Genomic DNA, 21780 nt, shown 5'->3' with positions numbered 1-21780 from the left:
AGATCTTCAAGAAATATACAATTTTTAGAGACTGACGGTAATTGTACAAATTAATCAAATGACACATTTGAAAAGTGTTTAAATTCATTACAATTTTTTTGAAGTGTTTGAGTTTGGGAGAGTTCCTGTTGACTTTTCTGATAGAAAAGAGCATGATTGATTTATAGAATTTGTGAATGTATTACAATCAATCATTAGAGGATTTGATAGATAAAATATTCACAACAGTAAAGTCGAAGGAGGATTATATTTATGGGACTTGAGAAATTTAGGATTCGTGATGATGCAAAGTGGGGACACCCGGAACTTGAAGTGGCTTATTCACTGATGGGCAATTCTGTCGGATACGCAGAGGTTCTGTTGAATGATGATCTTTCGTTTGAGGAGAGACAGAATTTCGCAGCGCATGCAGAGGACGGATTTAAAGATTATCTGCCGGACTATGACTGGTCGCGCGTAACGGAATATGAGGCCCCTGGCTGTATTGACGAGCCGGATGCACCGCCGGTTAAGATGTTGGTTGCAGTTCCGAAGGAGAAATGGCGTTATAAGAGAAACAGCCCATGTATCCTGATCATCCCTGGCGGCGGACTTACCACATGCTTCCGTTTCACTGCTGATATCGAGAACTGGGCAGACAAATTCGGAGTGCCGGTTGCAACGCTGAATTATCGTACACTGTGTATGGGAGCAAAGTATCCGGAGCCGGTAAATGACTGTGAAGCAGCTTATAATTTCCTGGCAGAGCATGCAAAAGAGCTGAATATCAGTGCGAACAAGATCATCCTTCATGGTAACAGCTCAGGCGGACATCTTTCACTGGCGCTTTGCCACAGGCTGAAAAAACGCGGTGTTACACCTCGCGGATGTATGGTATGGGTTCCGATCATTGACGACCGTCCGCTGCCGCAGTATCGTTCACTCAGCATTAATTCCGCATTCTGGGGCGGATCCGATGCAGCACAGTCTGCACGCCAGTACCTTGGGAAGCTTAATAACTCTGTAGACGTACCGGCTGAAGCATTCCCGGGACGTGCTACGGTTGAAGAGTGTGTAGGTCTTCCGCCGACATTCATCCATGCGATGATCAATGACAATGGTTTGGACCAGACATCTGAGTATATCAGCAAGCTGTCCGCAGCAGGTGTTTACTGCGAGATGCATGCGTGGGGCGGCAGCCAGCATTGTTCCTTAAGTACATCTGCGAATGTACTGGACAAGGATGATCCGGATGCGGCATATGCACAGCTGTTCAACAGAGTATGCGAGAAGGAACTGGTAGACATGTTTGAATATGACCTGAGACGTCCATGGACCGTTGAAGAGTTCAATTCAGAAGACTAAGAGTTCAGAAGATTCTGAAGATCAGGAGGAAGATTATTATGGTTGAATTTTATGATTACGAAGGACTTGGAAATATAATTGATCCGGAGAGCGACACAAAGCAGGTGTTCATCCCTTCACCGCCGACTATGACGACAGTTAAGACAAATCCTCGTTCAACGATTCTTTATATCACCGGCGGCAGGATCGTAGAAGGATATGAGAAGTTAGAAGAGCTGAAGGCTTACGCGGAGGAGAATAAGGTTGTGTTTGTGTGTCCGTCCTCCAAGGATCCGGAAGAGGTTGCAGAGACTTTCAATTACATCCAGAGCAAATACAAAGTACTCAATGTAAAGCGTGACGAGATTGCGGTTATGGGTGATGCGGATACGATGGATGATGCTCAGGCAGTTGTAGATTATCTCGTTGACGAGTGCGATGCAGACATTGATGACGCTGAGGAATTTTCTTTATAAAAATATCAAAAAGGAGGAAATTATCAATCATGTGGGAAAAATTTGAAGGCGATCGCAATAAGAATGGTATTATCGTAGAAGATGGCCGTATGATCGATATCACTGATCCTAAGTGGGGACATCCGGACGGACGTGATTTCTGGGATCTGGATCCTAAGCTGAATGAGGGAACTGCAATGCTGTACAGCCCGTCTGTTCCTCAGGAGGAGAAGCTGGCGGCAGGAAATGCAAGGCAGGCTTCCTATATGGAGCAGTGGTGGTCAACCGAACATACCTGTGACGTTGAGAAATTCGAGGTTCCGGGATGTGAGGAAGAGCCAGATACTCCGGTTGAGGTATGGGTAGTGAAACCGAAGAACCTGAAGAAGAGGAAAAACCGTGTTCTGTTCTACGTTGTAGGCGGCGGTCTTACAGGCTTGAATCCGAATGCATATCCGATCGAGCGTATGTGCGAAGAGCACAAATGCGTAGGTATCGTTCCGATCTACCGTCTGTCCTGGCAGGCACAGTATCCGGCAGCGATCAATGACCTTCATGCGGCATATAAGTGGATGTACAACAATGCGGACGAACTTGGAATCCATAATGATAAGGTAGTGATCAGCGGTTCCTCCACAGGCGGACATCTCGGACTTGCAGCGGCATTCCGGCTTAAGAGATATGGCTACAGCCCGAGAGGGATCGTGGTGGTAAGCGCTCAGACGGATGATCGTGAAAAAGACGGCGATTCTTTGTATACGGGTATGTGGGACGCTGTAGAGCAGCATGACGGACTGTATAACTGGCTTGGAAGAAACTTTGCTTCTAACAGAGTGGGTCCTGAGGCGCTGCCGAACCACGCAACCGTAGAGGATTGTATCGGATTCCCGCCGACCTTCATGTATCAGAGCGAGATGGATCCGGATATCTTACAGAATGTGGAGTTCTATACCAAGCTTCTTAAGGCACATTCATTTGTAGAGTACCATGTATACGGCGGAGCACATCACTCCAATGGTATCTGGGCCGTTATTAAGAACTGCGGCGAACCGAATGAATACTCCACCAGGGCATCGATCAGTTTTGAGAGCAATATCGAGGACTGCTTCAAGTATGATCTGCGCCGTCCATGGGTAGTGGAAGACTACAAGGCAGCATTCAAGAAGAAATTCGGAGAATAAGAAGATTCTAAAAGGAGAGGTACAGATTATGAATGTAGACTTTTATGAATACAACGGTCTGGGTTACATTGTTGACCCGGAGAGCGATACAAAGGTTGTAACCGTAATTCTGATTGGAAAGCAGACGGTAAAAGCGAATCCTCGTCCGGCGGTGATCTATGTGACCGGCGGTAAGATCAACGAGAGCTATGAGAAGCTTGAGGAACTCAAAGCATACTGTGCAGAGAATAAGGTTGTATATATTTGTCCGACTTCAACGGATGCAGATGAGCTTGGCAAGACTTATCAGTATGCAATAGATAAGTTCAAAGATCTCAACATCGTGAAGGAAGAGATCTCTGTAAAGGCTGACAGCGAGAATATGAGTGCGGCTCAGGAGCTTGTAGAGTTTGTATTGGATGAGTTCGATGATGAGCTTGATGATGCAGAGGAGTTCAGCCTGTAGGATTGTCAGTAAGTACCTGAAAACTATATATACAAGAGAAGACCAGGGACATAAGTTCTCTGGTCTTTTGCTTGCATTATTCTTAGAATACGGTATAATGAGTTTAATATGCGGATGTTAGAAAAATGGAGGTACGTCATGAGAGTTGCGATCATTACGGCGAGTACGGATATATATAGAGGAAATGAAGAGAATGCAAGCGGTGAGGCGATCAGGGAATTGATAGAAGAGGCCGGAGACGAGATTGTATTCATGCGGGCCCTGCCTGTTGACAGGGAAGTCCTGTCGACGGTGATGACAAGGCTTGCGGATGGGCAGCTTGCCGATCTGGTGCTGACTACAGGCGGGGCGGGCTGTGCGCCTGGGGATTGCGTACCGGAGGCGTCCATGGATGTGATCGAACGTCCGATCCTGGGCATACCCGAAGCTATGCGTGCATATACGATGCAGATGACAAAGCGTGCCATGCTGAACCGCGGCGTTGCAGGGATTCGCGGCGATGTTCTGATCGTGAATCTTCCGGGGAAGTCCCGGGCGGTTAAGGAGACTTTGAAGTATCTGCTGCCGGAGCTTACACATGCGGTGGAGATTATACGAGGTGAGGGATAGATTCCCTAATGTATGTGAATCAGACATTTCGGATTATACAGACATAAAGAGTGATATAATGAATATAAGGAGAGAAAGCGGCGTGAAGATTACATTTCTGGAACACAGCGGATACGTGATTGAAGAAAGGGATAAGGCTCTGATCTTTGATTTTTATAAGGGAACGCTTCCTGCGTTTTCTAATCGGGTGAAGGTCTATGTCTTTGCAAGCCATGCTCACGGAGATCATTTTAATAAGCGGATTTTTGAATGGGAGGGTCAATATCCAGACATTCATTATATCCTGTCGGATGATATCAAAGACAGGGGACCGGAAGGGAAATGTACATATATCGGGCCGCGCCGGCTGATACAGCTGGATGAGATGGAGATTCAAACGCTTCGCTCAACAGATGAGGGAGTTGCTTATCTGGTGAAGCTTTGGGATAAGAAGATCTACCACGGAGGAGATCTGAACTGGTGGCACTGGGAAGAGGAGAGCAAGGCGTATAATGAGATGATGCGCCGCAAATACCAGCATGAGATAGGGAAGCTGGAGGGGGAGCCGATAGATGCGGCGTTTCTCCCGTTAGATCCAAGACAGGAAGAACAGTATGCCTGGGGATTGGATTATTTCATGCGGCACACGCAGACAAGGCATGCATTCCCCATGCATATGTGGGGCCAGTATGATATCTGTAGTAAGCTGCTGGCAAGCCCGGTATCCGGGCCTTACAGGGATAGATTCATGCGTGTGGATGCACCGGGGCAGGTATTTTTGATATGAGGAAGAGAGAAGGTGGAAGGCTGATGAAAGTGAAGATCTATACGGACGGTGCGGCAAGAGGGAACCCGGACGGGCCGGGAGGTTACGGCACCGTACTTGAATATGTGGATACGAAGGGGGAGCTGCATACCAGGGAACTGTCCCAGGGGTACAAGAGGACGACGAATAACCGTATGGAATTGATGGCGGTGATCTCAGGTCTGGAGGCGTTAAACCGCCCCTGTGAGGTGGAGGTATACTCGGATTCTCAGTATGTGGTGAACGCGTTCAACCAGCGTTGGATCGACGGATGGATCAAGAAGGGCTGGAAGCGCGGGAAGAATGAACAGGTGAAGAATGTAGACTTGTGGAAACGGCTTCTTACGGCGAAGGAGCCGCACGATGTGACATTTATCTGGGTGAAGGGGCATGCCGGCCATCCGCAGAACGAGAGGTGCGACGCCTTGGCGACGGGGGCCGCCGACGGGAAGGACTTGATTACGGATGAAGGATTGTAGACAAAGGATTACAGGGGAATGAGTATGGAACAGTTATTGGACAGGATATTAGAGGATGCACTTAATAATGCGAGAAAGATGATCGAACTTGGGAAGACGGCAACGTACATACCAGAACTAGGCCGTGTGAACAAGGAATATCTGGGTGTGTGTATCTGTACCGGAGACGGGAGATACCATGTAAGTGGTGATTCGGATGTGAGATTTACCATTCAGAGTATATCGAAGGTGATAGCTCTGGCGGCGGCGCTTGAGAGATGCGGGTTTGAGAAGACGTTCGACAGGGTGGGGATGGAGCCTTCGGGAGATTCCTTTGACTCCCTGGTGCGGCTGGATCTGTCAAGCGACTATCCGTCTAATCCGATGATCAATTCCGGCGCTATCGCCATCGCAAGCCATCTGTCCTGTGAGGTGAGCTTTGAGCGGATGCTTGCATTCACTAAGAAGCTCTGCATGGATGATGAGATCACGCTGAATGAGAAGGTGTACCACTCGGAGATGGGGCACATATCCAGGAACAAGGCGATCGCATATCTTCTGGAGAGCAAGGGAATACTGGAAAGCAGCGTGGAGGATAGTCTGGATCTGTATGTGCGGATGTGTTCGCTGAATGTGACGGCGAGAAGTCTCTCGGGATTCGGCCTGGTGCTGGCATCTGACGGGATCAACCCTTTGACCGGGGAGAGGCTTCTTCACAGTAAGGTGGTGCAGACGGTCAAGTCCATCATGCTGACCTGTGGGATGTACGACGGTTCCGGGAGATTCGCGGTGGAGGTGGGAGTGCCTTCTAAGAGCGGTGTAGGAGGAGGGATCCTCTCGGTGGTAGATAAGCGGATGGGGATCGGGATCTTCGGACCGGCCCTGGATACGAAGGGGAACAGCATCGCGGGACAGCATGTTCTGAGGGAGTTGTCATCTAAGATGAGGCTTCATATGTTCGCGGATCATGTGCCGGAATATTAATGTGCTCTTGCCAGGAGCGGGTATAGTTTGTTATAATGAGAATTGCAAGTAAGACAGGTAATCGCAGCTGCAGGAGCCGAAAGGCAGCAGGTGAGGAAAGTCCGGGCTTCACAGGGCAGGATGCCGGATAACGTCCGGTGGAGGCGACTCCAAGGATAGTGCAACAGAAATGAACCGCCGTGCGGGACCCGCACGGTAAGGGTGGAAGGGCAGTGTAAGAGACTACCGCCCTGCTGGTAACAGCAGGGGCATATGTAAACCCCATCCGAAGCAAGACCGGAAAAAGACGATGTGGCGGCCCGTCACGTCTTAGGTAGGTCGCTTGAGCCCATCGGCGACGGTGGGCCTAGATAGATGATTACCCAACGACATAACCCGGCTTATCGTTTTGCTTGCCAGATCAAACAGATCAAAAATGGGCTGCTGCGTGATATGATGTCCGCAGCAGCCCATTTTCCGGTGCAAAAGGTATCATTCTTGCACGGGATCATTTATTTTAATTTCCCGTGGTATTTTTCTTCGCAGTATTTGCAGCGGTAGATCTTATTCTCTATGTCGGTCAGCACAAATACATGGTCTAATCCCTGTTCGATCGAGGTGATGCATCTTGGATTCTTGCAGCGGATAATGTTCGTGATCTCTTTTGGGAGATGGAGACTCTTCTTGGCTACGATCTCGGAATCCTTGATGAGGTTGATAGTGATATTGTGATCGATGAATCCAAGCACATCCAGGTCGATAAAATCAATGGGGCATTCAATCTTCATGATATCTTTCTTGCCCATCTTGCTGCTCTTGGCATTCTTGATGATGGCGACACAGCAGTCCAGCTTGTCCAGGTGAAGATATTTGTAGATATCCATGCTGCGTCCGGCCTGAATATGATCCAGTACAAATCCTTCTTCGATACGTCCAACGTTCAGTGTATTTTTTACCATAATGTATTCCTCCTACACTTCGATATTCAGCAGCGTCAGAATCAGTGCCATACGGATGTAGACGCCGTATTTTGTCTGTTTGAAATAAGCCGCTCTCGGATCGTCGTCTACTTCGACGGAGATCTCGTTGACACGCGGGAGGGGGTGGAGTACATACATGTCTTTCGGGGCCAGTTCCATCTTCTTGGAATCCAGGATGTAGAAATCCTTCATCCGCACATAATCTTCTTCGTTGAAAAAACGTTCCTTCTGAACCCGTGTCATGTAGAGTAGGTCAAGCTTGGGAAGGGCGTCCTCAAGACGGACAACCTCTTTGTACGGGATATTCCCCTTATCCAGTACATCGAAGCGTATGTAGCCCGGAAGGCGCAATTCCTCCGGCGAGATCAGGATAAACCGGATTCCGGGATATCTGACCAGCGCATGGATCAGTGAGTGGACGGTGCGGCCGAATTTCAAGTCTCCGCACAGGCCGATGGTCATATCATTCAAACGTCCCTTCAGGCTCCGGATTGTCAAAAGGTCGGTAAGCGTCTGGGTCGGGTGCTGGTGTCCCCCGTCTCCGGCGTTGATGACCGGGATTGCGGAGTGCTGGCAGGCAACCATAGGCGCGCCTTCCTTGGGATGACGCATGGCACAGATGTCTGCATAACAGGAAACGGTGCGGATCGTGTCGGATACGCTCTCACCCTTGGAGGCAGAACTGGATTCTGCGGTAGAGAATCCCATAACATTTCCTCCAAGATTCAGCATCGCGGCTTCATGGCTCAGTCTTGTCCGTGTACTCGGCTCATAGAAAAGTGTTGCAAGCTTCTTCCCCTCGCAGGCGTGCGCATACTTGGCAGGGTTGGCTTCAATGTCAACCGCCAGATCCATCAGCCGGTCTAATTCCTCTACGGAAAAATCAAGTGGGCTCATTAAGTGTCTCATAAAAACCTCCTTATGATAGTAAATATGTTAAGATATATGTAAATCATCAGCGAATCTGTCCTAAGACATATCCGCAGTGACAGCAGGGGAGTTCGGCAGCACGCAATAGCCGCCTGAAAATACGAATTCTGTATAAAATATTAAAAATAGTTATATGGGATACTAATATGAACGAATCTGTAAGAATAAAAGAAGGATCAAAAGCAAAAGAAGAAATAAACCGGATGATCTGACTGATCAGCCAGGGAATCAAAAAACACAATAAAAATAACATAACGTAAGATAAGATCAACATCAAGTAATATCCTCCTGCTTTGAAAACCTTTTGTATATCATATACCAAATACAAAAGATTTTCAATGTCTGTCGAGGATTTTTTCAAATAATAATCCGGCGCCGAACCAAAGCGGCGCATAATCCAGGCGGATCAGTCCGTTGATATTCAGCGGAGCTTCGCTGTAATCCCAGGGGCATGCCTCGAATTTCTTAAGGAAAGAGCCGGTCAGATATTCGCCGCAGAAGATGCAGCAGGTATATACGCCTCCCCGCAATAACAGGCTTTTTCCTTTGAGAAGCCGGCATAAGGGCTTAAGGAAGCTTGCCATGCCGTAGATGGGAAACATCCAGATAGAGGTATTTCCCGTGAGTTTGGGATTCTCGTCCTTGAAGGAGTGGAGCCCGGTGAAGAGGATCTCCATACACCATCCGGTTGTTCCGCAGGTTAAGAAATTATGCTTCATATCTGTAAGTATGGCAAAGGAAGGTGGATTTTATACAGGAAATGTATTATAATACAACATAGTTTGCGGCAAAACCTGCGGACGGCATAGAAATACGGAGAAGAGGAAGAACACAGATGGAGATGATAGAGGAACTAAGAGAGAGGCTCGATGAGGTCGACGACGAGATCGTAAGACTGTTCGAGCGGAGGATGGAGCTTGGCGCGAGGATCGGTGAATGTAAGATCAGGGACGGCCTTAAGGTGGCTGACCGCCAGCGGGAGAAGGATAAGCTGCAGGATGTGGCAGGCAAGGTTTCTACAGAGTTTGGCAAGAAGGGGATCAGGGAGTTATTCGAACAGTTGATCGCGATGAACCGTAAGCAGGAGTATCAGCAGCTTGTGAAGGCGGGGGCGCTTGGAAGGCTGCCTTTTATTGAGGTTTCGGGCTTGGATGCGCAGAATGCCAGGATCGTATTTCCTGGAACGGAAGGGGCGTACAGCCAGGCGGCGATGCAGTATTATTTCGGAGAGAGATGCAACAGCTTCTATGTGCGCACCTTCCGGGACGCCATGGAAGCCATCGAAGAGGGGGCGGCAGATTACGCGGTGCTTCCCATCGAGAATTCGACGGCAGGCGCGGTGGACGAGATGTATGATCTGTTAGTAGAGTTCGAGAACTATATCGTAGGAGAGACGGTGATCCCCATCATGCATACACTGGCGGGGCTTAAGGGGGCAAGGCTTGAAGACATTGAACGGGTATACTCCAAGGGTGTAGCGCTGATGCAGGCATCCCGGTTCCTGGACAGTCACAGCGAGTGGCAGCAGATCAGTGTGGCGAACACAGCAATCGCTGCGAAGAAGATCGTGGAGGATCGGGATAAGAGCCAGGCGGCGGTCTGCAGCGCCTACGCGGCGAAGGTGCACGGCCTTGAGGTGCTGGAAGCGAATATCAATGATAACCCCAATAATTCGACACGCTTTATTGTGGTGACGAACCAGAAGATCTTCCTTAAGGATGCGAAGAAGATCAGTATCTGTTTTGAGGTGCCCCATGAGAGCGGATCGCTGTACCAGCTGCTTTCACATTTTATCTACAATGATCTGAATATGACGAAGATAGAGTCAAGGCCGGTGGAGGGAAGAAACTGGGAATATCGTTTCTTCGTTGACTTTGAAGGGAATCTGGCGGATCCGGCGGTCAAGAATGCCATCCGGGGTTTAAGAGAAGAGAGCAGGAGCCTTCGGATACTGGGAAATTATTAAACAGAACGGGTGATATAGGGAGAGATGACAGATGAGAACGAATGAACTGATGCTGTATAAGCACATGGATGAAGGCGGACTTCTTAAGGATATGACCTTCCTTATGGAGAACTATGATAACGACTATTACAACAGGGAGGATCTGAAAGGCCTCCTGTTTGACAGTATCAATAAGCTGCTGGAGATGGCTTCAAGCCATGGGTTTGCGGGGAATCTTTGGCATAATTACCTGACCTTTCTGCTGGCAAGCCACGAGAATGCTTATAGTACCGCCTGTGAGATCGTGGGTGCAGTCGGGGGAAGTATGAACGAGGTAGCGCTGCATGATTTTGCGGTATTCAAGGAACTGTTCGATTATGATTTCTCGGGAATGGAAGAGGCGCTTGGAGCGGATTGTCTGGGGATCCTTTTCAGATACGAGGGAGACTGCGGCCACGGGAAGGTGTTCAATAAGAGGATCCGTGACCGGATCTGCAGTCTTAGCAGAAGCCTTGCCGCAGCCAAGGACGAGAGAGAATTCAAGATCATCCTGACACAGTTTTACAAGGAATACGGTGTGGGGAAGCTGGGGCTTCATAAGGCGTTCCGGGTAGAGCATAAGGAAGACGGAGCGAAGATCATCCCGATCACGAAGATCGCGCATGTGCATCTTGACGATCTGGTGGGATATGAGATCGCGAAGACGAAGCTGATCGAGAATACAGAAGCATTTGTGGAGGGAAGACGGGCGAATAACTGTCTGCTTTTCGGGGATGCCGGAACCGGCAAGTCTTCTTCCATCAAGGCGGTCCTGAACCAGTATTATGACAGGGGGCTTCGCATGATCGAGGTGTATAAGCACCAGTTCCAGGATTTGAATGATATTATTTCACAGGTCAAGAGCCGCAACTATAAGTTTATCATCTATATGGACGATCTGTCGTTCGAGGAATTCGAGATTGAATACAAGTACCTGAAGGCAGTGATCGAAGGAGGGCTGGAGAGGAGGCCCGAGAATGTACTGATCTATGCAACCTCCAACCGCAGACACTTGATTCGCGAGACGTTCCGGGATAAGGCGGACCGGGACGAGGAACTCCACACGAACGACACGGTCCAGGAGAAGCTGTCGCTGGTGGCAAGGTTCGGCGTGACCATCTACTTCGGCAGGCCGGAGAAGAAGGAGTTCCAGGAGATCGTGCGCCAGCTTGCACAAAGGAGCGGGATTGAGATGCCGGAAGAGGAGCTTCTTCTGGCTGCGAATAAGTGGGAACTGAGCCATGGCGGCCTGTCGGGGCGGACGGCCCAGCAATTTATCGATTATCTGGCAGGGACTGGCAGATGAACCAGTAATTACAGTGCCATTCTTCCGGCTTTTCTGTGGTAAAATGATTCTGTATCATATATTCAAGGAAGAGAGGAGGATAAAATGGCTCAGGAAGTCAAGAAAAATGCAGAGATCGAGAAGGTCTACGAAGTGTTTGAGGACTACATAAAGGCCAGTCCCTATATTGACTGGCTCTGGTCTGACAAGCTTGGGTATATTCTGATGGAGATCAGCCTGGAGTACAGGGAGATCATGGAGAGCAGGATCATCACGGACGCGGAGAATCTGTGTCTGATCATGTTCCATGAGATTGCAGATGATGTGCTGGAGATGACCCAGAATGATCACATCCCGCAGGAAGCAGACCCGCTTGAGAAGGCAGAGATCAAAAAGCGGCTGAAACCGTATATTGACCGGCTGCCTCAATATACTTTTCTCTGTGAGAAGCTGTTCGAGGAGTAAAAGGCATCGTACAGTGGAAAGGCGGTCCGGGAGAATCCCGAACCGCTTTTCTTTGACTACTGATCTGCAGCAACCTCTATCCCGGAGATATCCGAATCTATCACCAGTGAATAATTGGTGTAATATACGACAAATCCAGGCTTGGCTCCGTTTGGTTTCTTCACATGCTTCTTCTCCACATAATCAATCTCGACCTTGTCGCTCCCGCGGTTCTTGGAATAATAAGCCGCCAGCCGTCCTGCTTCCTCGAAGGTGCGGTCAGGAAGTTCGTCTCCGTTGGTTTTCACGATCACGTGGGAGCCGGGAGCACCTTTGGCATGGAACCACCAGTCATTGCCGACGGCAAGAGAGAAGGTCAGCTCGTCGTTCTGCAGATTATTCTTCCCCACATACATATGATAACCGTCGCTGGAAATATAATGCATAGGCCTGCTGGTCAGTTTGACCTTCTTCTTGGAGTTCTTTCTTCGGATATAGCCGCTCTGTATCAGCTCTTCTTTGATCTGGATGAGATCGGCCTCATTCATGGCGATATCCAGCGCGTTGCTGATGGTTTCCAGATACCGGATATCATCGGCGGTCTCTTGGATCAGTTCAGAGAGCGCTTCAAAGGTCCGTTTCTGTTTGTTATATCTGGCGAAATATTTCTGTGAATTCTCCTGGGGGGTCAGCGTGGGATCTAAGGGTATCGTGATCTCCTGGTCCGTGTAGTAATTAAGAGCAGTCATTTCCTTCGATCCTGAAGGCAGGCCGTAACCATAGATATTGATCAGCTCGCCGTATACCCTGTATTTCTCCCGGTTATTGGTGTCCTTTAACTGCCTGGCCTGCAGGTCGTATTTCTTACGGTTACGCTCAAGGGAGGTCTGGACTACATGGCGCAGGTCGGTGCTCTTCTGACGGATCCTGGTCTGAGTGTTCTTCGTGGCATAATAGGTCTTGAGCACCTGGGAGATGGAGGGAAATTCACGTGCCGTATAGCCTTGTTCGTAATGGGACAGCGAAAGCGCGCAGAATTCCTTCGGGGAGTTCCCTTTGTAGTATATTGTCGGATGGTATTCTCCTGTCTTGATATTCTCCATATAATAAGCAAACTGCCGGTACAGATGGGCGAGCATATCGGCCGACAGATCCTTTGCCGTCACGCCGGATTCCAGACCGGCAAGGCAGCAGATCTCTTCCGCCGCAACAGGGCTTATACCGGTGAAGCTTGTGTAGACAGCCTTGCCAAGAGGCATGGGCTTCGAAGTCAGCGCCTGAATGAAGGTATCAGGGCTTACATCCAGGGGATTCTGCTTCGCCATGGTATCCGGTATAAAATAAGCCCGCCCCGGAAGCACCTCCCGGACGGAGCTCATCTGTGCGTTGACATGCTTGATACTGTCTATGATCATATCCTTGTCATCACAGAAAATGATATTGCTGTGTTTCCCCATGATCTCGACGATCAGCTTCTTCTTACAGAGGTCTCCAAGTTCATCTAAGTGCTCGATATCCAGATGAATAATACGCTCAAGGCCTGGCTGCGACACCCCGGTGATCCGTCCGTTGCCGATGTGCTTGCGAAGAAGCATGCAGAAATTCGGCGCGGTCATAGGGCTTGGCTTGTTCTCGTCGGTCAGATATATGAGAGGGAGCGAAGCGCTGGCAGAGATATACAGCCTGCTCGCCCCCGCGGGTGTCTTGATGGTAAGTAAAAGCTCGTCCGCCTCCGGCTGCGCGATCTTCGTGATCCGTCCGCCGGTAAGGACATTCTTAAGTTCTTGCGTAACAGCCGCAACTGTAATGCCGTCAAATGCCATAATAACATTCCTTTCTACTACAATGTTAATTCAATGTTAAATACAAGTTATAGTTCAGTATAACATGGTTGACGCAATTTGCCAAATGTCTTATAATAAATGAGATTACAAGAATGATTATTAGGGAAGAGGTTCATATCATGATAAAGAGTATGACAGGCTTTGGACGCTGTGAAGTTTCAGAAGGGGAACGGAAGTTTACTGTGGAGATGAAGGGCGTGAACCATCGTTATCTGGACGTGAATATCCGTATGCCTAAGAAGCTGAATTTTTTTGAGACGGCGATCCGCAATTTGCTGAAGCAGAGTATCCAGAGAGGAAAGGTGGATATTTTTATCACCTATGAGGATCTGTCGGAGAACCAGATGTCGCTGAAGTACAATGAGAAGCTGGCGGGTGAATATATGGATTATTTCAGTCAGATGGAAGAGAGCTTCTCGCTGGACAATGATATCCGGGTGTCCACGCTGCTGCGCTGTCCGGAGGTGCTTACAATGGGAGAGCAGGCGGTGGATGATGAGGAGCTGTGGAACGGTCTTAAGAAAGCTCTTGAAGGAGCAACTTCGCAGTTCGTTGAATCAAGGACGCTTGAGGGGGAACACTTAAGGAATGATATCATTAAGAAGCTTGACGGGATGCTTGATCTGGTAGGCTACATAGAAGAGCGTGCGCCGAAGATCATCGCACAGTACCGTGAGAAGCTTGAGAATAAGGTTCGTGAGCTGCTTTCGGATACGCAGATCGAGGAGGGGCGGATCGCAGCAGAGGTCGTGATATTTGCCGATAAGATCTGTACGGACGAGGAGGTCGTGAGGCTTAGGAGCCATGTTGTACACATGAAGGAGACGCTTAAGTCAGAAGAAAACGGGATCGGAAGGAAGCTTGACTTTATCGCCCAGGAGATGAACCGCGAGGCCAATACGATCCTGTCTAAGGCCAATGATCTGGAGGTTTCCAATGTGGGGATCGATCTGAAGACAGAGATAGAGAAGGTCAGAGAGCAGATTCAAAATATAGAGTAGAGAGGGTATGTTCATGAGCGAGAGAGGAATATTGATCGTGGTATCAGGATTCTCAGGCGCAGGCAAGGGGACGATCATGAAGGAGATCATGCGCCGGTATGATAATTATGCGCTGTCAATCTCAGCGACGACCAGGAAGCCCAGGTCGGGAGAGGAAGAGGGCAGGGAATATTTCTTCAAAACCGTAGAAGAATTTGAAAAAATGATTGCGAAAGACGAATTGATAGAGTATGCTAGATACGTGGACAATTACTATGGAACGCCGCGGGCATATGTGGAGGAACAGCTTGAAGCCGGGAAGGATGTGATCCTGGAGATAGAGATCCAGGGTGCGCTTAAGGTGAAGGAGAATTTTCCGCAGACTTTGCTTTTGTTCGTGACGCCTCCAACGGCCGGAGAATTAAGAGAGCGTCTTAAGGGACGCGGGACGGAGACGGAGGATGTGATTGATTTCCGCATGAACCGCGCGAAGGAAGAAGCGCTTGGGATGGACCGGTATGATTATCTGCTGATCAACGATATGGTCGATGAGTGTGTGGAGGAGATGCACCAGATCATCCGGGGAGAACACAGAAGAAGTTATCGCAACATGGCATTTATAGAACGCATGAAAGAAGAGCTGAAAGGAGAATAGCGTATGCTGCACCCATCTTACACAGATTTAATGAAGGTAGTGAATAAGGATGTAGAGGAAGGTGAGACGAAGGTTGTTAACAGCCGGTATTCCATCGTTATGGCGACCGCAAAGAGAGCCAGGGAGATCATCGACGGCAACATGCCCTTAGTGGCGGTCAAGAACGGAGAGAAGCCGTTGTCTGTTGCAATCGCCGAGCTGAATCAGGCCAAGATTAAAGTGGTCGGAGAAGAGGAAGATAAGCAGAGTGTGACTGAGGAGGCCGTGCTTTCATAGATTAAGCCTGCAGGGGATTCTGCAGTGCAAAAGGGGCAGATGCCGTGAGGTATCTGCCTTTCTTCAAAGAAGCTATTTACAGAAGGGAGAAGAGATGAATCTATTATTTATTTCTCTGGGATGTGATAAGAATCTGGTGGACTCGGAGGTCATGCTGGGGATTCTCGAGGCGGGCGGCTATCAGATCGTGGATGATGAGATGCAGGCGGATGTCATCGTAATCAACACCTGCTGTTTCATCCATGATGCCAAGGAAGAGAGTATACAGACCATCCTTGAGATGGCAGAGTATAAGAAGACGGGCAGGCTTAAGGCGTTGATCGTCGCGGGATGTCTTGCCCAGAGATATCAGCAGGAGATATGCACGGAGATTCCGGAGGTGGATGCTGTTCTGGGGACTGCTTCCTATGACCAGATCGTGCAGTCGATAGAAGAAGCGCTTGCCGGACAGGGGGGCGTAAGGCTCGCAGAGCTTGACACATTGCCGGCGGTGCAGGAGAGACGGCTTGTGACCACAGGCGGGCACTACGCTTATCTTAAGATCGCGGAGGGGTGTGATAAGCACTGTACTTACTGTATCATCCCGAAGCTTAGGGGGAATTACAGGAGCGTGCCGATGGAGCGGCTTTTGAAGGAAGCGGGTGAACTTGCGGATCAGGGCGTGAAGGAACTGATTCTGGTAGCCCAGGAGACGACACTGTATGGGAAGGATCTCTACGGCGAGAAGTCTTTGCACAGGCTTCTTAAGGAACTGTGCAGGATCGGCGGGCTTCGCTGGATCCGGATTCTCTATTGTTATCCGGAGGAGATATATGACGGGCTGATCCAGGTGATGAAGGAAGAGAAGAAGATCTGTCATTATATAGATCTCCCGGTCCAGCATGCCAATGACGAGATATTGAGGCGGATGGGCAGGCGGACGTCGAGGAAGCAGTTAGGGGAGATCGTCGGGAAGCTCCGGAAAGAGATCCCTGATATTGCGATCCGTACGACGCTGATCACCGGATTTCCGGGAGAGACGAAGGAACAGCATGAGGAGCTTATGGAGTTCGTAGATGAGATAGAGTTTGACCGCCTGGGAGTATTTACCTATTCGCCGGAGGAGGATACGCCGGCGGCCGATCTGCCGGATCAGATTCCGGAGGAGGTCAAAGAAGAGCGTCAGGCAGAGTTGATGGAGCTTCAGCAGGAGGTCGTATTTGCACAGGCGGAGGAGATGATTGGAAGAGAGGTCCTGGTGATGATCGAAGGCAAGGTAGCCGATGAGGACGCTTACGTGGGAAGGACATACAGGGACGCGCCCAATGTGGACGGACTGATATTTATTAATACGCAGGAAGAGATGATGTCCGGGGATTTTGCGAGAGTGAGGGTCACCGGGGCTTTAGAATATGATTTGATAGGAGAGTTGATATCATGAATTTACCAAACAAGTTAACTGTACTGAGAGTGATTATGGTTCCGTTTTTTGTATTTTTTATGCTGACGGATGTGGGAGGGAGTGCGAACAAATGGATCGCGCTTGTGCTGTTCTGTGTGGCAAGCCTTACGGACATGCTGGACGGTAAGATCGCACGCGCCAGGAATCTGGTGACGAATTTCGGGAAATTCATGGATCCGTTGGCTGATAAGCTCCTGGTCTGCTCGGCCATGATCTGCCTGATCCCGTCAGGAAAGCTTGAGGCGTGGTTTGTCATCGTGATCATCGCGAGGGAATTCATCATCAGCGGTTTCCGTCTGGTTGCGTCTGATAACGGGATCGTGATCGCGGCAAGCTACTGGGGCAAATTCAAGACCGTATCACAGATGGCGATGATCATTGTACTGATCGCGGATTTCGGAGGAGTATTTGATATGATTGGAATAGCGCTGATCTGGGTATCCTTAATACTGACGGTTGTTTCTTTGATCGATTATGTCGCAAAGAACGTACAGGTATTGACACAAGGGGGTATGTAGAAGATGACGGTAGAATTGATATCTGTTGGGACAGAGATCCTGCTTGGGAACATCGTGAACACCAATGCGGCGTTTCTGTCAGAGCAGTGTGCGGCGCTTGGGCTTTCCTGCTATCATCAGAGCGTGGTGGGAGACAATGAGGAGCGTCTCCTGGAAGCGGTCCGCCAGGCGTTGTCCAGGTCGGATATCCTGATCTTGAGCGGCGGGCTTGGGCCTACGAAGGATGATCTGACCAAGGAAGTGACGGCGAAGGCATTCGGGAAGGAATTATACGAGGATGAGCACACGAAGAAGCGGATCGAAGAATATTTCCGCAGGGTGCACAGCGACCAGGTTACACCCAACAACTGGAAGCAGGCGCTGGTTCCTGAGGGGGCGAAGGTGATCGATAACCATAATGGTACCGCTCCGGGATTGATCTTGGAGGAGAACGGGAAGATTGCGATCCTTCTTCCGGGGCCGCCCAATGAGATCGTGCCTATGTTCGAGCGGGATGTGGCTCCTTATCTGAACCGATTGCAGCCGGAGGGTATCTACTCGAAGATGGTGAAGATCAGTTCGATCGGGGAGAGCAAGGCGGAGACCATGATCGCGGATCTGATGGAAGCACAGACTAATCCGACCATCGCGCCCTATGCGAAGACCGGCGAGGTACATCTGCGTGTGACGGCGAAGGCCGCAAGCGAGGATGAGGCCGAAGAGCTGATCGCTCCGGTGATAGAAGAATTATTTGCGAGGTTTGGGGATAAGATCTACACAACGGAAGAAGAAGTGACTCTTGAGGCGGCGGTCGTGAAGCTTCTTGAGGAACAGAAGATGACCGTGACGACGGCGGAATCCTGTACGGGAGGACTTCTTGCGGGAAGGATCATGAATGTGGCGGGAGCGTCCAACGTGTACCGTGAAGGGTATATCACCTATTCCAATGACGCGAAGGAGCGTCTTCTGGGTGTGAAGAGAGAGACGCTTATGGAGTACGGCGCGGTAAGCCGTCAGACGGCATGCGAGATGGCAGAAGGCGCAGCCAGGGCGGCAGGCGCGGATGCAGCGCTCAGTGTGACGGGAATCGCCGGGCCGGGAGGCGGGACCAAAGACAAACCGGTAGGGCTTGTGTACGTGGGCTGCTATGTGAAGGGACATGTCTGTGCAGAGGAATTTCATTTTACAGGGAACAGGGATAAGAATCGGGAATTTGCTGTGGCGAGAGCATTGACATTCCTTCGTGAGGAACTTCAGGATAAAGCGGTAAGGAGGCTTTAATATGGAAATCAGAAGGCTTGGGCAGTCTGAGCTGCTCGCGGCGCTGCATCTTACATGGGAGGTATTCGCAGATGAGATCGCACCGGCGATCTCTCCCGAAGGTGTTGCGTCGTTCCAGAAATTTATCAAATATGATTATATCAGCCAGGTATGGCAGAGGGGGAATCTGATCTTTTTTGGCGCATACGAGGGAGAGGAACTTTGCGGCACGCTGGCCTTGAGGCCGGACGGCCACATCGTCCTCTTCTTTGTGAAGAAGCAGTATCAGGGCCAGGGTGCGGGGCGGATGTTATATGGGGCCGCCTACCATTGCTGCGCCGAGCTGCTTCGCGCGGGCCGGATGACGGTGAATGCCGCGCCGGGAGCGGTTGATAAATATATACATATGGGGATGCGTCCTGTCGGGCAGGAGCAGGAGAAGGACGGAATACGCTATGTCCCCATGGAGATGTATGTGAATCTTAATATGATAGCGAAGACAGGGCAGAAGTCGAAGGCGCCGTGGATCGCGCTTGGAGTATATGCTTTGGTTCTTGTGCTGATCTTGTCAGGGATCGGAATCAGCGTCGGCCGCGATCTTAGAGAAGAGATCCGGGGCTATAATGATTCATACGATTACCGGGATGATGAGTACGGAGAGGATGATTACCGGGATGACCTGCCGTATGATTATTCAGAGGAATATGACAGCGGCGGGTACGAGGAAGAGCTTTCCGGCATAGCTGCGATCCCGGAAGATATAGCCAGTAATCTTCCCTATGAGATCGAGGATGAGTTATATACATTTTCGGATGAAGAGAAGCAGTCCATGGTGATCGAATTCCATGTGAATTATCCGAAGATCAGCGGTCTGTCTGATTCCGGTACGGAAGATAAAGTGAACAAGATATTGAAGGCCCGCGCTATGGAGACAGTAAAGAAGATCTACGAGGATCCGGTTCCGGAGATCAAAGAGAGGGTCTTAGGAGAGCAGAATCCGGTGCTGATCAGCTATGTAGAGTACAAGGTCTGCTATGCGTCCGAGGATCTGATCAGCGTGGCTTATAATGATCTGAGCTATGAGGGCGGCCAGGCATATGCATACCAGCATCTTCGGACATGTAACATCAGTCTTAAGGACGGGACGGCCTACGAGGTGAAGGATATTGTAAGCCTGGATAACAGATTTGTAGATCAGTGGCTTCGGGTGATGCGCAATGAGACGGGAGACGACGATTTCTTATCGGAGCTTGACCAGACGGAGATGAAGAAGGCTCTGGAGGGTGACAGCAAAGAAGGAGTCTATGTGGTGAACTTCTTCCTGGATGCCGATGGGATCGAGATTGGTTTTGACTTGAATTACGAAGACGGGGACCCTAATGATCAGGGGTACGTGTGGGTGACCGCGCCGTTTACCCTCGATGAGATCCGGGAGTATGCGTCGGGGAGCGGATTCTGGAAGGAGATCGAGTAACAAAATGGGGACGCGGTAAAATGCAATTTTACTGCGTCCCCATTTTCAATATGCGGTGTTCGTGCGCTCGGAACTGCTTTACAAGCCGCAGAAATAAAGATAAAATATATTACAGATTATTAATAAAGTTGAGGAAGTACGGTGGATAAAGTATTTTTGAAAAAAACAAGAGGGAAGATGGTTATCATCATTCTGGTAATATTGGCAGGTTTCCTGATCCGGGGGAGGCTTGACGGCCTGTATGAGCGGCAGCAGACGCGGGAAGGAGAGGGAGAGGTCAATGTATATTCCGAGGGAGACAGGGTTGGCAGGGCTTTGGCTTACGCCGAGAATGTACCGGATGAGCATCCGACCCTTGGAGCTTTTCATAAGGAGCATCCGGAGGCGGAGGTGTTGGCGGCTTGTGAGGAGGATCTTACCAATGACGGGCTTAAGGATCTGGTTGTTATATTTGCTACTACGGAAGATGACGAGCATGTAGGGACCGAGAATCTTGGACGGCATAAGCATATCCGGCTTACGGTAGCCATTGATTCCGGGGACGGAGTGAATTATGAATTCACAGAGCCGATCCCGGCACCTGTGGAGAACCAGAAGATCCAGTTCCAGAACATAGACAAGAAGGACGAGATAGAGTTCGTTCTCCAGGGGCAGAAGGACAATAAGGTAGGATACGGAATCTTCCGTGTGGTGGAAGGGGAGACCGTCAACCTGTTCGGCGAAGGGATGGAAGACTGCTGATAGGCGTAGATTGATCTGCCGGCGGCAGATAAGCCAGTCTTAAGAGGGATGGAAGCAATATCCCTTGCCCCACACTGTGGTCAGGTGCTTTGGCTTGGAAGGGTTGTCTTCGATCTTATCACGGAGACGCTTGATGTATACAAGGATGGAGTTATCATCCAGAGTCTCGCTCTTCCATACCTTGGTGAAGATCTCCTGTTTGGTCAGGAGCACCCCGGGATTCTCCATAAAAAAGCACAGCAGGGAGAATTCCTTGGAGGACAGGGAGATCTCCTTGTCATTCTTATATACGGTCTGCGAATCAAAATGCAGAGTGAAGGCACCCACCTGTGCAGTTGTGGACAGAGGCGCGCCGGAAGAAGCGGCGGGGATATACTGCTGTGTGCGCCTTACGATGGCACGGATCTTGGAGACCAGCACGGCCTTGCTGAAGGGCTTGGTCATATAATCGTCCGCGCCGAGACCAAGACCCTCTACCTGGGCCGAGTCTTCTTCCCTGCCGCTTAGGAGGATCACAGGGGTTAAGATCTTCCGTTCCCTAAGTTCCCGCAGCATAGAGAAGCCGTCCTGACCCGGCATCATGATATCCAGAAGGATCAGGTCAAAGGTCTGACGGGCAAGGCATGCGAAAGCGTCCGTGCTGTCGGAAGCGCAGACGGCGTCTATCTGTTCATGCCTTAGTACGGAGGATATAGCTTTTAATACGGGTGCTTCATCATCAACAATGAGAACGGTGATATTGGACATATGATTGATTCCTGCCTTTCTGTG

At 49.9% G+C, this 21780-nt stretch carries 24 protein-coding genes and 1 other RNA gene; 20 read left to right on the top strand and 5 right to left on the bottom strand.

Going from position 1 to position 21780, the window contains the following annotated elements:
• Nucleotides 1-252 precede the first annotated feature (252 nt).
• The 9 genes from VSQ62_RS16805 to rnpB all read left to right on the top strand — a co-directional run bounded on the left by VSQ62_RS16805 (nucleotide 253) and on the right by rnpB (nucleotide 6638).
• Nucleotides 253-1344, top strand: coding sequence for an alpha/beta hydrolase (locus VSQ62_RS16805; RefSeq protein ID WP_334635936.1), 1092 nt, complete (start codon nucleotides 253-255; stop codon nucleotides 1342-1344).
• A 38-nt stretch (nucleotides 1345-1382) separates the two neighbouring features.
• Entirely contained in the window at nucleotides 1383-1799 is a 417-nt protein-coding gene (locus VSQ62_RS16800) for a hypothetical protein (RefSeq protein WP_334635935.1), read from the top strand.
• Nucleotides 1800-1828: 29 nt separating this feature from the next.
• On the top strand, nucleotides 1829-2959 hold the full coding sequence (locus tag VSQ62_RS16795) for an alpha/beta hydrolase (protein WP_334635934.1): 1131 nt from the start codon (nucleotides 1829-1831) through the stop codon (nucleotides 2957-2959).
• A gap of 28 nt (nucleotides 2960-2987) precedes the next feature.
• Nucleotides 2988-3404 carry a hypothetical protein gene (locus VSQ62_RS16790; protein WP_334635933.1) on the top strand — a complete coding sequence of 139 codons (417 nt, stop codon included), beginning with the start codon at nucleotides 2988-2990 and terminating at the stop codon, nucleotides 3402-3404.
• Between the two features lie 138 nt (nucleotides 3405-3542).
• Nucleotides 3543-4013: a MogA/MoaB family molybdenum cofactor biosynthesis protein gene (locus VSQ62_RS16785; protein WP_334635932.1), complete on the top strand. Its 471-nt coding sequence runs from the start codon at nucleotides 3543-3545 to the stop codon at nucleotides 4011-4013.
• A gap of 82 nt (nucleotides 4014-4095) precedes the next feature.
• On the top strand, nucleotides 4096-4779 hold the full coding sequence (locus VSQ62_RS16780; RefSeq protein WP_334635931.1) for an MBL fold metallo-hydrolase: 684 nt from the start codon (nucleotides 4096-4098) through the stop codon (nucleotides 4777-4779).
• Between the two features lie 23 nt (nucleotides 4780-4802).
• Nucleotides 4803-5276 carry a ribonuclease HI gene (gene rnhA, locus VSQ62_RS16775; RefSeq protein ID WP_334637693.1) on the top strand — a complete coding sequence of 158 codons (474 nt, stop codon included), beginning with the start codon at nucleotides 4803-4805 and terminating at the stop codon, nucleotides 5274-5276.
• A gap of 24 nt (nucleotides 5277-5300) precedes the next feature.
• The gene (gene glsA, locus VSQ62_RS16770; protein WP_334635930.1) at nucleotides 5301-6239 is read left to right on the top strand and encodes a glutaminase A; all 939 of its coding nucleotides are present in this window, start codon (nucleotides 5301-5303) and stop codon (nucleotides 6237-6239) included.
• 45 nt (nucleotides 6240-6284) lie between these two features.
• Nucleotides 6285-6638: RNase P RNA component class A (gene rnpB, locus VSQ62_RS16765), an RNA gene on the top strand.
• Nucleotides 6639-6730: 92 nt separating this feature from the next.
• Here rnpB and VSQ62_RS16760 read toward each other — a convergent pair.
• The 3 genes from VSQ62_RS16760 to VSQ62_RS16750 form a co-directional block, all read right to left on the bottom strand.
• The gene (locus VSQ62_RS16760) at nucleotides 6731-7177 is read right to left on the bottom strand and encodes an aspartate carbamoyltransferase regulatory subunit (protein ID WP_334635929.1); all 447 of its coding nucleotides are present in this window, start codon (nucleotides 7175-7177) and stop codon (nucleotides 6731-6733) included.
• Between the two features lie 12 nt (nucleotides 7178-7189).
• A complete protein-coding gene (pyrB, locus tag VSQ62_RS16755; RefSeq protein ID WP_334635928.1) occupies nucleotides 7190-8107 on the bottom strand; it encodes an aspartate carbamoyltransferase in 918 nt (305 codons plus the stop codon).
• 356 nt (nucleotides 8108-8463) lie between these two features.
• A complete protein-coding gene (locus VSQ62_RS16750) occupies nucleotides 8464-8847 on the bottom strand; it encodes a putative ABC transporter permease (RefSeq protein ID WP_334635927.1) in 384 nt (127 codons plus the stop codon).
• A gap of 116 nt (nucleotides 8848-8963) precedes the next feature.
• Here VSQ62_RS16750 and pheA point away from each other — a divergent pair, with 116 nt between their 5' ends.
• The 3 genes from pheA to VSQ62_RS16735 all read left to right on the top strand — a co-directional run bounded on the left by pheA (nucleotide 8964) and on the right by VSQ62_RS16735 (nucleotide 11862).
• Nucleotides 8964-10094: a prephenate dehydratase gene (pheA, locus tag VSQ62_RS16745; RefSeq protein ID WP_334635926.1), complete on the top strand. Its 1131-nt coding sequence runs from the start codon at nucleotides 8964-8966 to the stop codon at nucleotides 10092-10094.
• A 31-nt stretch (nucleotides 10095-10125) separates the two neighbouring features.
• Nucleotides 10126-11418 carry an ATP-binding protein gene (locus tag VSQ62_RS16740; RefSeq protein ID WP_334635925.1) on the top strand — a complete coding sequence of 431 codons (1293 nt, stop codon included), beginning with the start codon at nucleotides 10126-10128 and terminating at the stop codon, nucleotides 11416-11418.
• A gap of 84 nt (nucleotides 11419-11502) precedes the next feature.
• On the top strand, nucleotides 11503-11862 hold the full coding sequence (locus VSQ62_RS16735; RefSeq protein WP_334635924.1) for a hypothetical protein: 360 nt from the start codon (nucleotides 11503-11505) through the stop codon (nucleotides 11860-11862).
• A gap of 56 nt (nucleotides 11863-11918) precedes the next feature.
• On the opposite strand, the gene VSQ62_RS16730 is transcribed toward VSQ62_RS16735, so the two are convergent.
• Nucleotides 11919-13664: an Rqc2 family fibronectin-binding protein gene (locus tag VSQ62_RS16730; protein ID WP_334635923.1), complete on the bottom strand. Its 1746-nt coding sequence runs from the start codon at nucleotides 13662-13664 to the stop codon at nucleotides 11919-11921.
• Between the two features lie 140 nt (nucleotides 13665-13804).
• Here VSQ62_RS16730 and VSQ62_RS16725 point away from each other — a divergent pair, with 140 nt between their 5' ends.
• The 8 genes from VSQ62_RS16725 (at nucleotide 13805) to saoC (ending at nucleotide 21009) form a co-directional block, all read left to right on the top strand.
• Nucleotides 13805-14686, top strand: a complete 882-nt coding sequence (locus VSQ62_RS16725; protein ID WP_334637691.1) for a YicC/YloC family endoribonuclease — start codon at nucleotides 13805-13807, stop codon at nucleotides 14684-14686.
• Nucleotides 14687-14699: 13 nt separating this feature from the next.
• Nucleotides 14700-15320 carry a guanylate kinase gene (gene gmk, locus VSQ62_RS16720; RefSeq protein WP_334635922.1) on the top strand — a complete coding sequence of 207 codons (621 nt, stop codon included), beginning with the start codon at nucleotides 14700-14702 and terminating at the stop codon, nucleotides 15318-15320.
• Between the two features lie 3 nt (nucleotides 15321-15323).
• Entirely contained in the window at nucleotides 15324-15596 is a 273-nt protein-coding gene (gene rpoZ / locus VSQ62_RS16715; protein WP_334635921.1) for a DNA-directed RNA polymerase subunit omega, read from the top strand.
• A 94-nt stretch (nucleotides 15597-15690) separates the two neighbouring features.
• The gene (gene rimO, locus VSQ62_RS16710) at nucleotides 15691-17016 is read left to right on the top strand and encodes a 30S ribosomal protein S12 methylthiotransferase RimO (RefSeq protein WP_334635920.1); all 1326 of its coding nucleotides are present in this window, start codon (nucleotides 15691-15693) and stop codon (nucleotides 17014-17016) included.
• On the top strand, nucleotides 17013-17555 hold the full coding sequence (gene pgsA, locus VSQ62_RS16705) for a CDP-diacylglycerol--glycerol-3-phosphate 3-phosphatidyltransferase (RefSeq protein ID WP_334635919.1): 543 nt from the start codon (nucleotides 17013-17015) through the stop codon (nucleotides 17553-17555). The genes rimO and pgsA overlap by 4 nt, the downstream gene beginning before the upstream one ends.
• Nucleotides 17556-17558: 3 nt before the next feature.
• The gene (locus tag VSQ62_RS16700; RefSeq protein ID WP_334635918.1) at nucleotides 17559-18815 is read left to right on the top strand and encodes a competence/damage-inducible protein A; all 1257 of its coding nucleotides are present in this window, start codon (nucleotides 17559-17561) and stop codon (nucleotides 18813-18815) included.
• A gap of 1 nt (nucleotide 18816) precedes the next feature.
• Complete coding sequence (locus VSQ62_RS16695; protein WP_334635917.1) at nucleotides 18817-20268, top strand: GNAT family N-acetyltransferase; 1452 nt, start codon at nucleotides 18817-18819, stop codon at nucleotides 20266-20268.
• Nucleotides 20269-20445: 177 nt separating this feature from the next.
• Nucleotides 20446-21009 (top strand): Cys-Cys-COOH (seleno)protein SaoC, encoded by a 564-nt coding sequence (gene saoC / locus VSQ62_RS16690; RefSeq protein ID WP_334637690.1) that lies wholly within the window; start codon nucleotides 20446-20448, stop codon nucleotides 21007-21009.
• A gap of 39 nt (nucleotides 21010-21048) precedes the next feature.
• Here saoC and VSQ62_RS16685 read toward each other — a convergent pair whose 3' ends face one another.
• Nucleotides 21049-21756 carry a response regulator transcription factor gene (locus VSQ62_RS16685; protein ID WP_334635916.1) on the bottom strand — a complete coding sequence of 236 codons (708 nt, stop codon included), beginning with the start codon at nucleotides 21754-21756 and terminating at the stop codon, nucleotides 21049-21051.
• Nucleotides 21757-21780 lie beyond the last annotated feature (24 nt).

Source organism: Sporofaciens sp. JLR.KK001 (assembly GCF_036941055.1).
Classification (GTDB): domain Bacteria; phylum Bacillota; class Clostridia; order Lachnospirales; family Lachnospiraceae; genus Sporofaciens.
The sequence above is the reverse complement of the archived record's forward strand: the minus strand, read 5'-3'. Positions and strand labels throughout refer to the sequence as shown.

Bases quoted from the DNA above. Each gene is read 5' to 3' on its own strand.
- VSQ62_RS16805 (WP_334635936.1), top strand. From the start codon at position 253: ATGGGACTTGAGAAATTTAGGATTCGTGATGATGCAAAGTGGGGACAC.
- VSQ62_RS16800 (WP_334635935.1), top strand. From the start codon at position 1,383: ATGGTTGAATTTTATGATTACGAAGGACTTGGAAATATAATTGATCCG.
- VSQ62_RS16795 (WP_334635934.1), top strand. From the start codon at position 1,829: ATGTGGGAAAAATTTGAAGGCGATCGCAATAAGAATGGTATTATCGTA.
- VSQ62_RS16790 (WP_334635933.1), top strand. From the start codon at position 2,988: ATGAATGTAGACTTTTATGAATACAACGGTCTGGGTTACATTGTTGAC.
- VSQ62_RS16785 (WP_334635932.1), top strand. From the start codon at position 3,543: ATGAGAGTTGCGATCATTACGGCGAGTACGGATATATATAGAGGAAAT.
- rnhA (WP_334637693.1), top strand. From the start codon at position 4,803: ATGAAAGTGAAGATCTATACGGACGGTGCGGCAAGAGGGAACCCGGAC.
- glsA (WP_334635930.1), top strand. From the start codon at position 5,301: ATGGAACAGTTATTGGACAGGATATTAGAGGATGCACTTAATAATGCG.
- VSQ62_RS16760 (WP_334635929.1), bottom strand. From the start codon at position 7,177: ATGGTAAAAAATACACTGAACGTTGGACGTATCGAAGAAGGATTTGTA.
- pyrB (WP_334635928.1), bottom strand. From the start codon at position 8,107: ATGAGACACTTAATGAGCCCACTTGATTTTTCCGTAGAGGAATTAGAC.
- VSQ62_RS16750 (WP_334635927.1), bottom strand. From the start codon at position 8,847: ATGAAGCATAATTTCTTAACCTGCGGAACAACCGGATGGTGTATGGAG.
- pheA (WP_334635926.1), top strand. From the start codon at position 8,964: ATGGAGATGATAGAGGAACTAAGAGAGAGGCTCGATGAGGTCGACGAC.
- VSQ62_RS16740 (WP_334635925.1), top strand. From the start codon at position 10,126: ATGAGAACGAATGAACTGATGCTGTATAAGCACATGGATGAAGGCGGA.
- VSQ62_RS16735 (WP_334635924.1), top strand. From the start codon at position 11,503: ATGGCTCAGGAAGTCAAGAAAAATGCAGAGATCGAGAAGGTCTACGAA.
- VSQ62_RS16730 (WP_334635923.1), bottom strand. From the start codon at position 13,664: ATGGCATTTGACGGCATTACAGTTGCGGCTGTTACGCAAGAACTTAAG.
- VSQ62_RS16725 (WP_334637691.1), top strand. From the start codon at position 13,805: ATGATAAAGAGTATGACAGGCTTTGGACGCTGTGAAGTTTCAGAAGGG.
- gmk (WP_334635922.1), top strand. From the start codon at position 14,700: ATGAGCGAGAGAGGAATATTGATCGTGGTATCAGGATTCTCAGGCGCA.
- rpoZ (WP_334635921.1), top strand. From the start codon at position 15,324: ATGCTGCACCCATCTTACACAGATTTAATGAAGGTAGTGAATAAGGAT.
- rimO (WP_334635920.1), top strand. From the start codon at position 15,691: ATGAATCTATTATTTATTTCTCTGGGATGTGATAAGAATCTGGTGGAC.
- pgsA (WP_334635919.1), top strand. From the start codon at position 17,013: ATGAATTTACCAAACAAGTTAACTGTACTGAGAGTGATTATGGTTCCG.
- VSQ62_RS16700 (WP_334635918.1), top strand. From the start codon at position 17,559: ATGACGGTAGAATTGATATCTGTTGGGACAGAGATCCTGCTTGGGAAC.
- VSQ62_RS16695 (WP_334635917.1), top strand. From the start codon at position 18,817: ATGGAAATCAGAAGGCTTGGGCAGTCTGAGCTGCTCGCGGCGCTGCAT.
- saoC (WP_334637690.1), top strand. From the start codon at position 20,446: ATGGTTATCATCATTCTGGTAATATTGGCAGGTTTCCTGATCCGGGGG.
- VSQ62_RS16685 (WP_334635916.1), bottom strand. From the start codon at position 21,756: ATGTCCAATATCACCGTTCTCATTGTTGATGATGAAGCACCCGTATTA.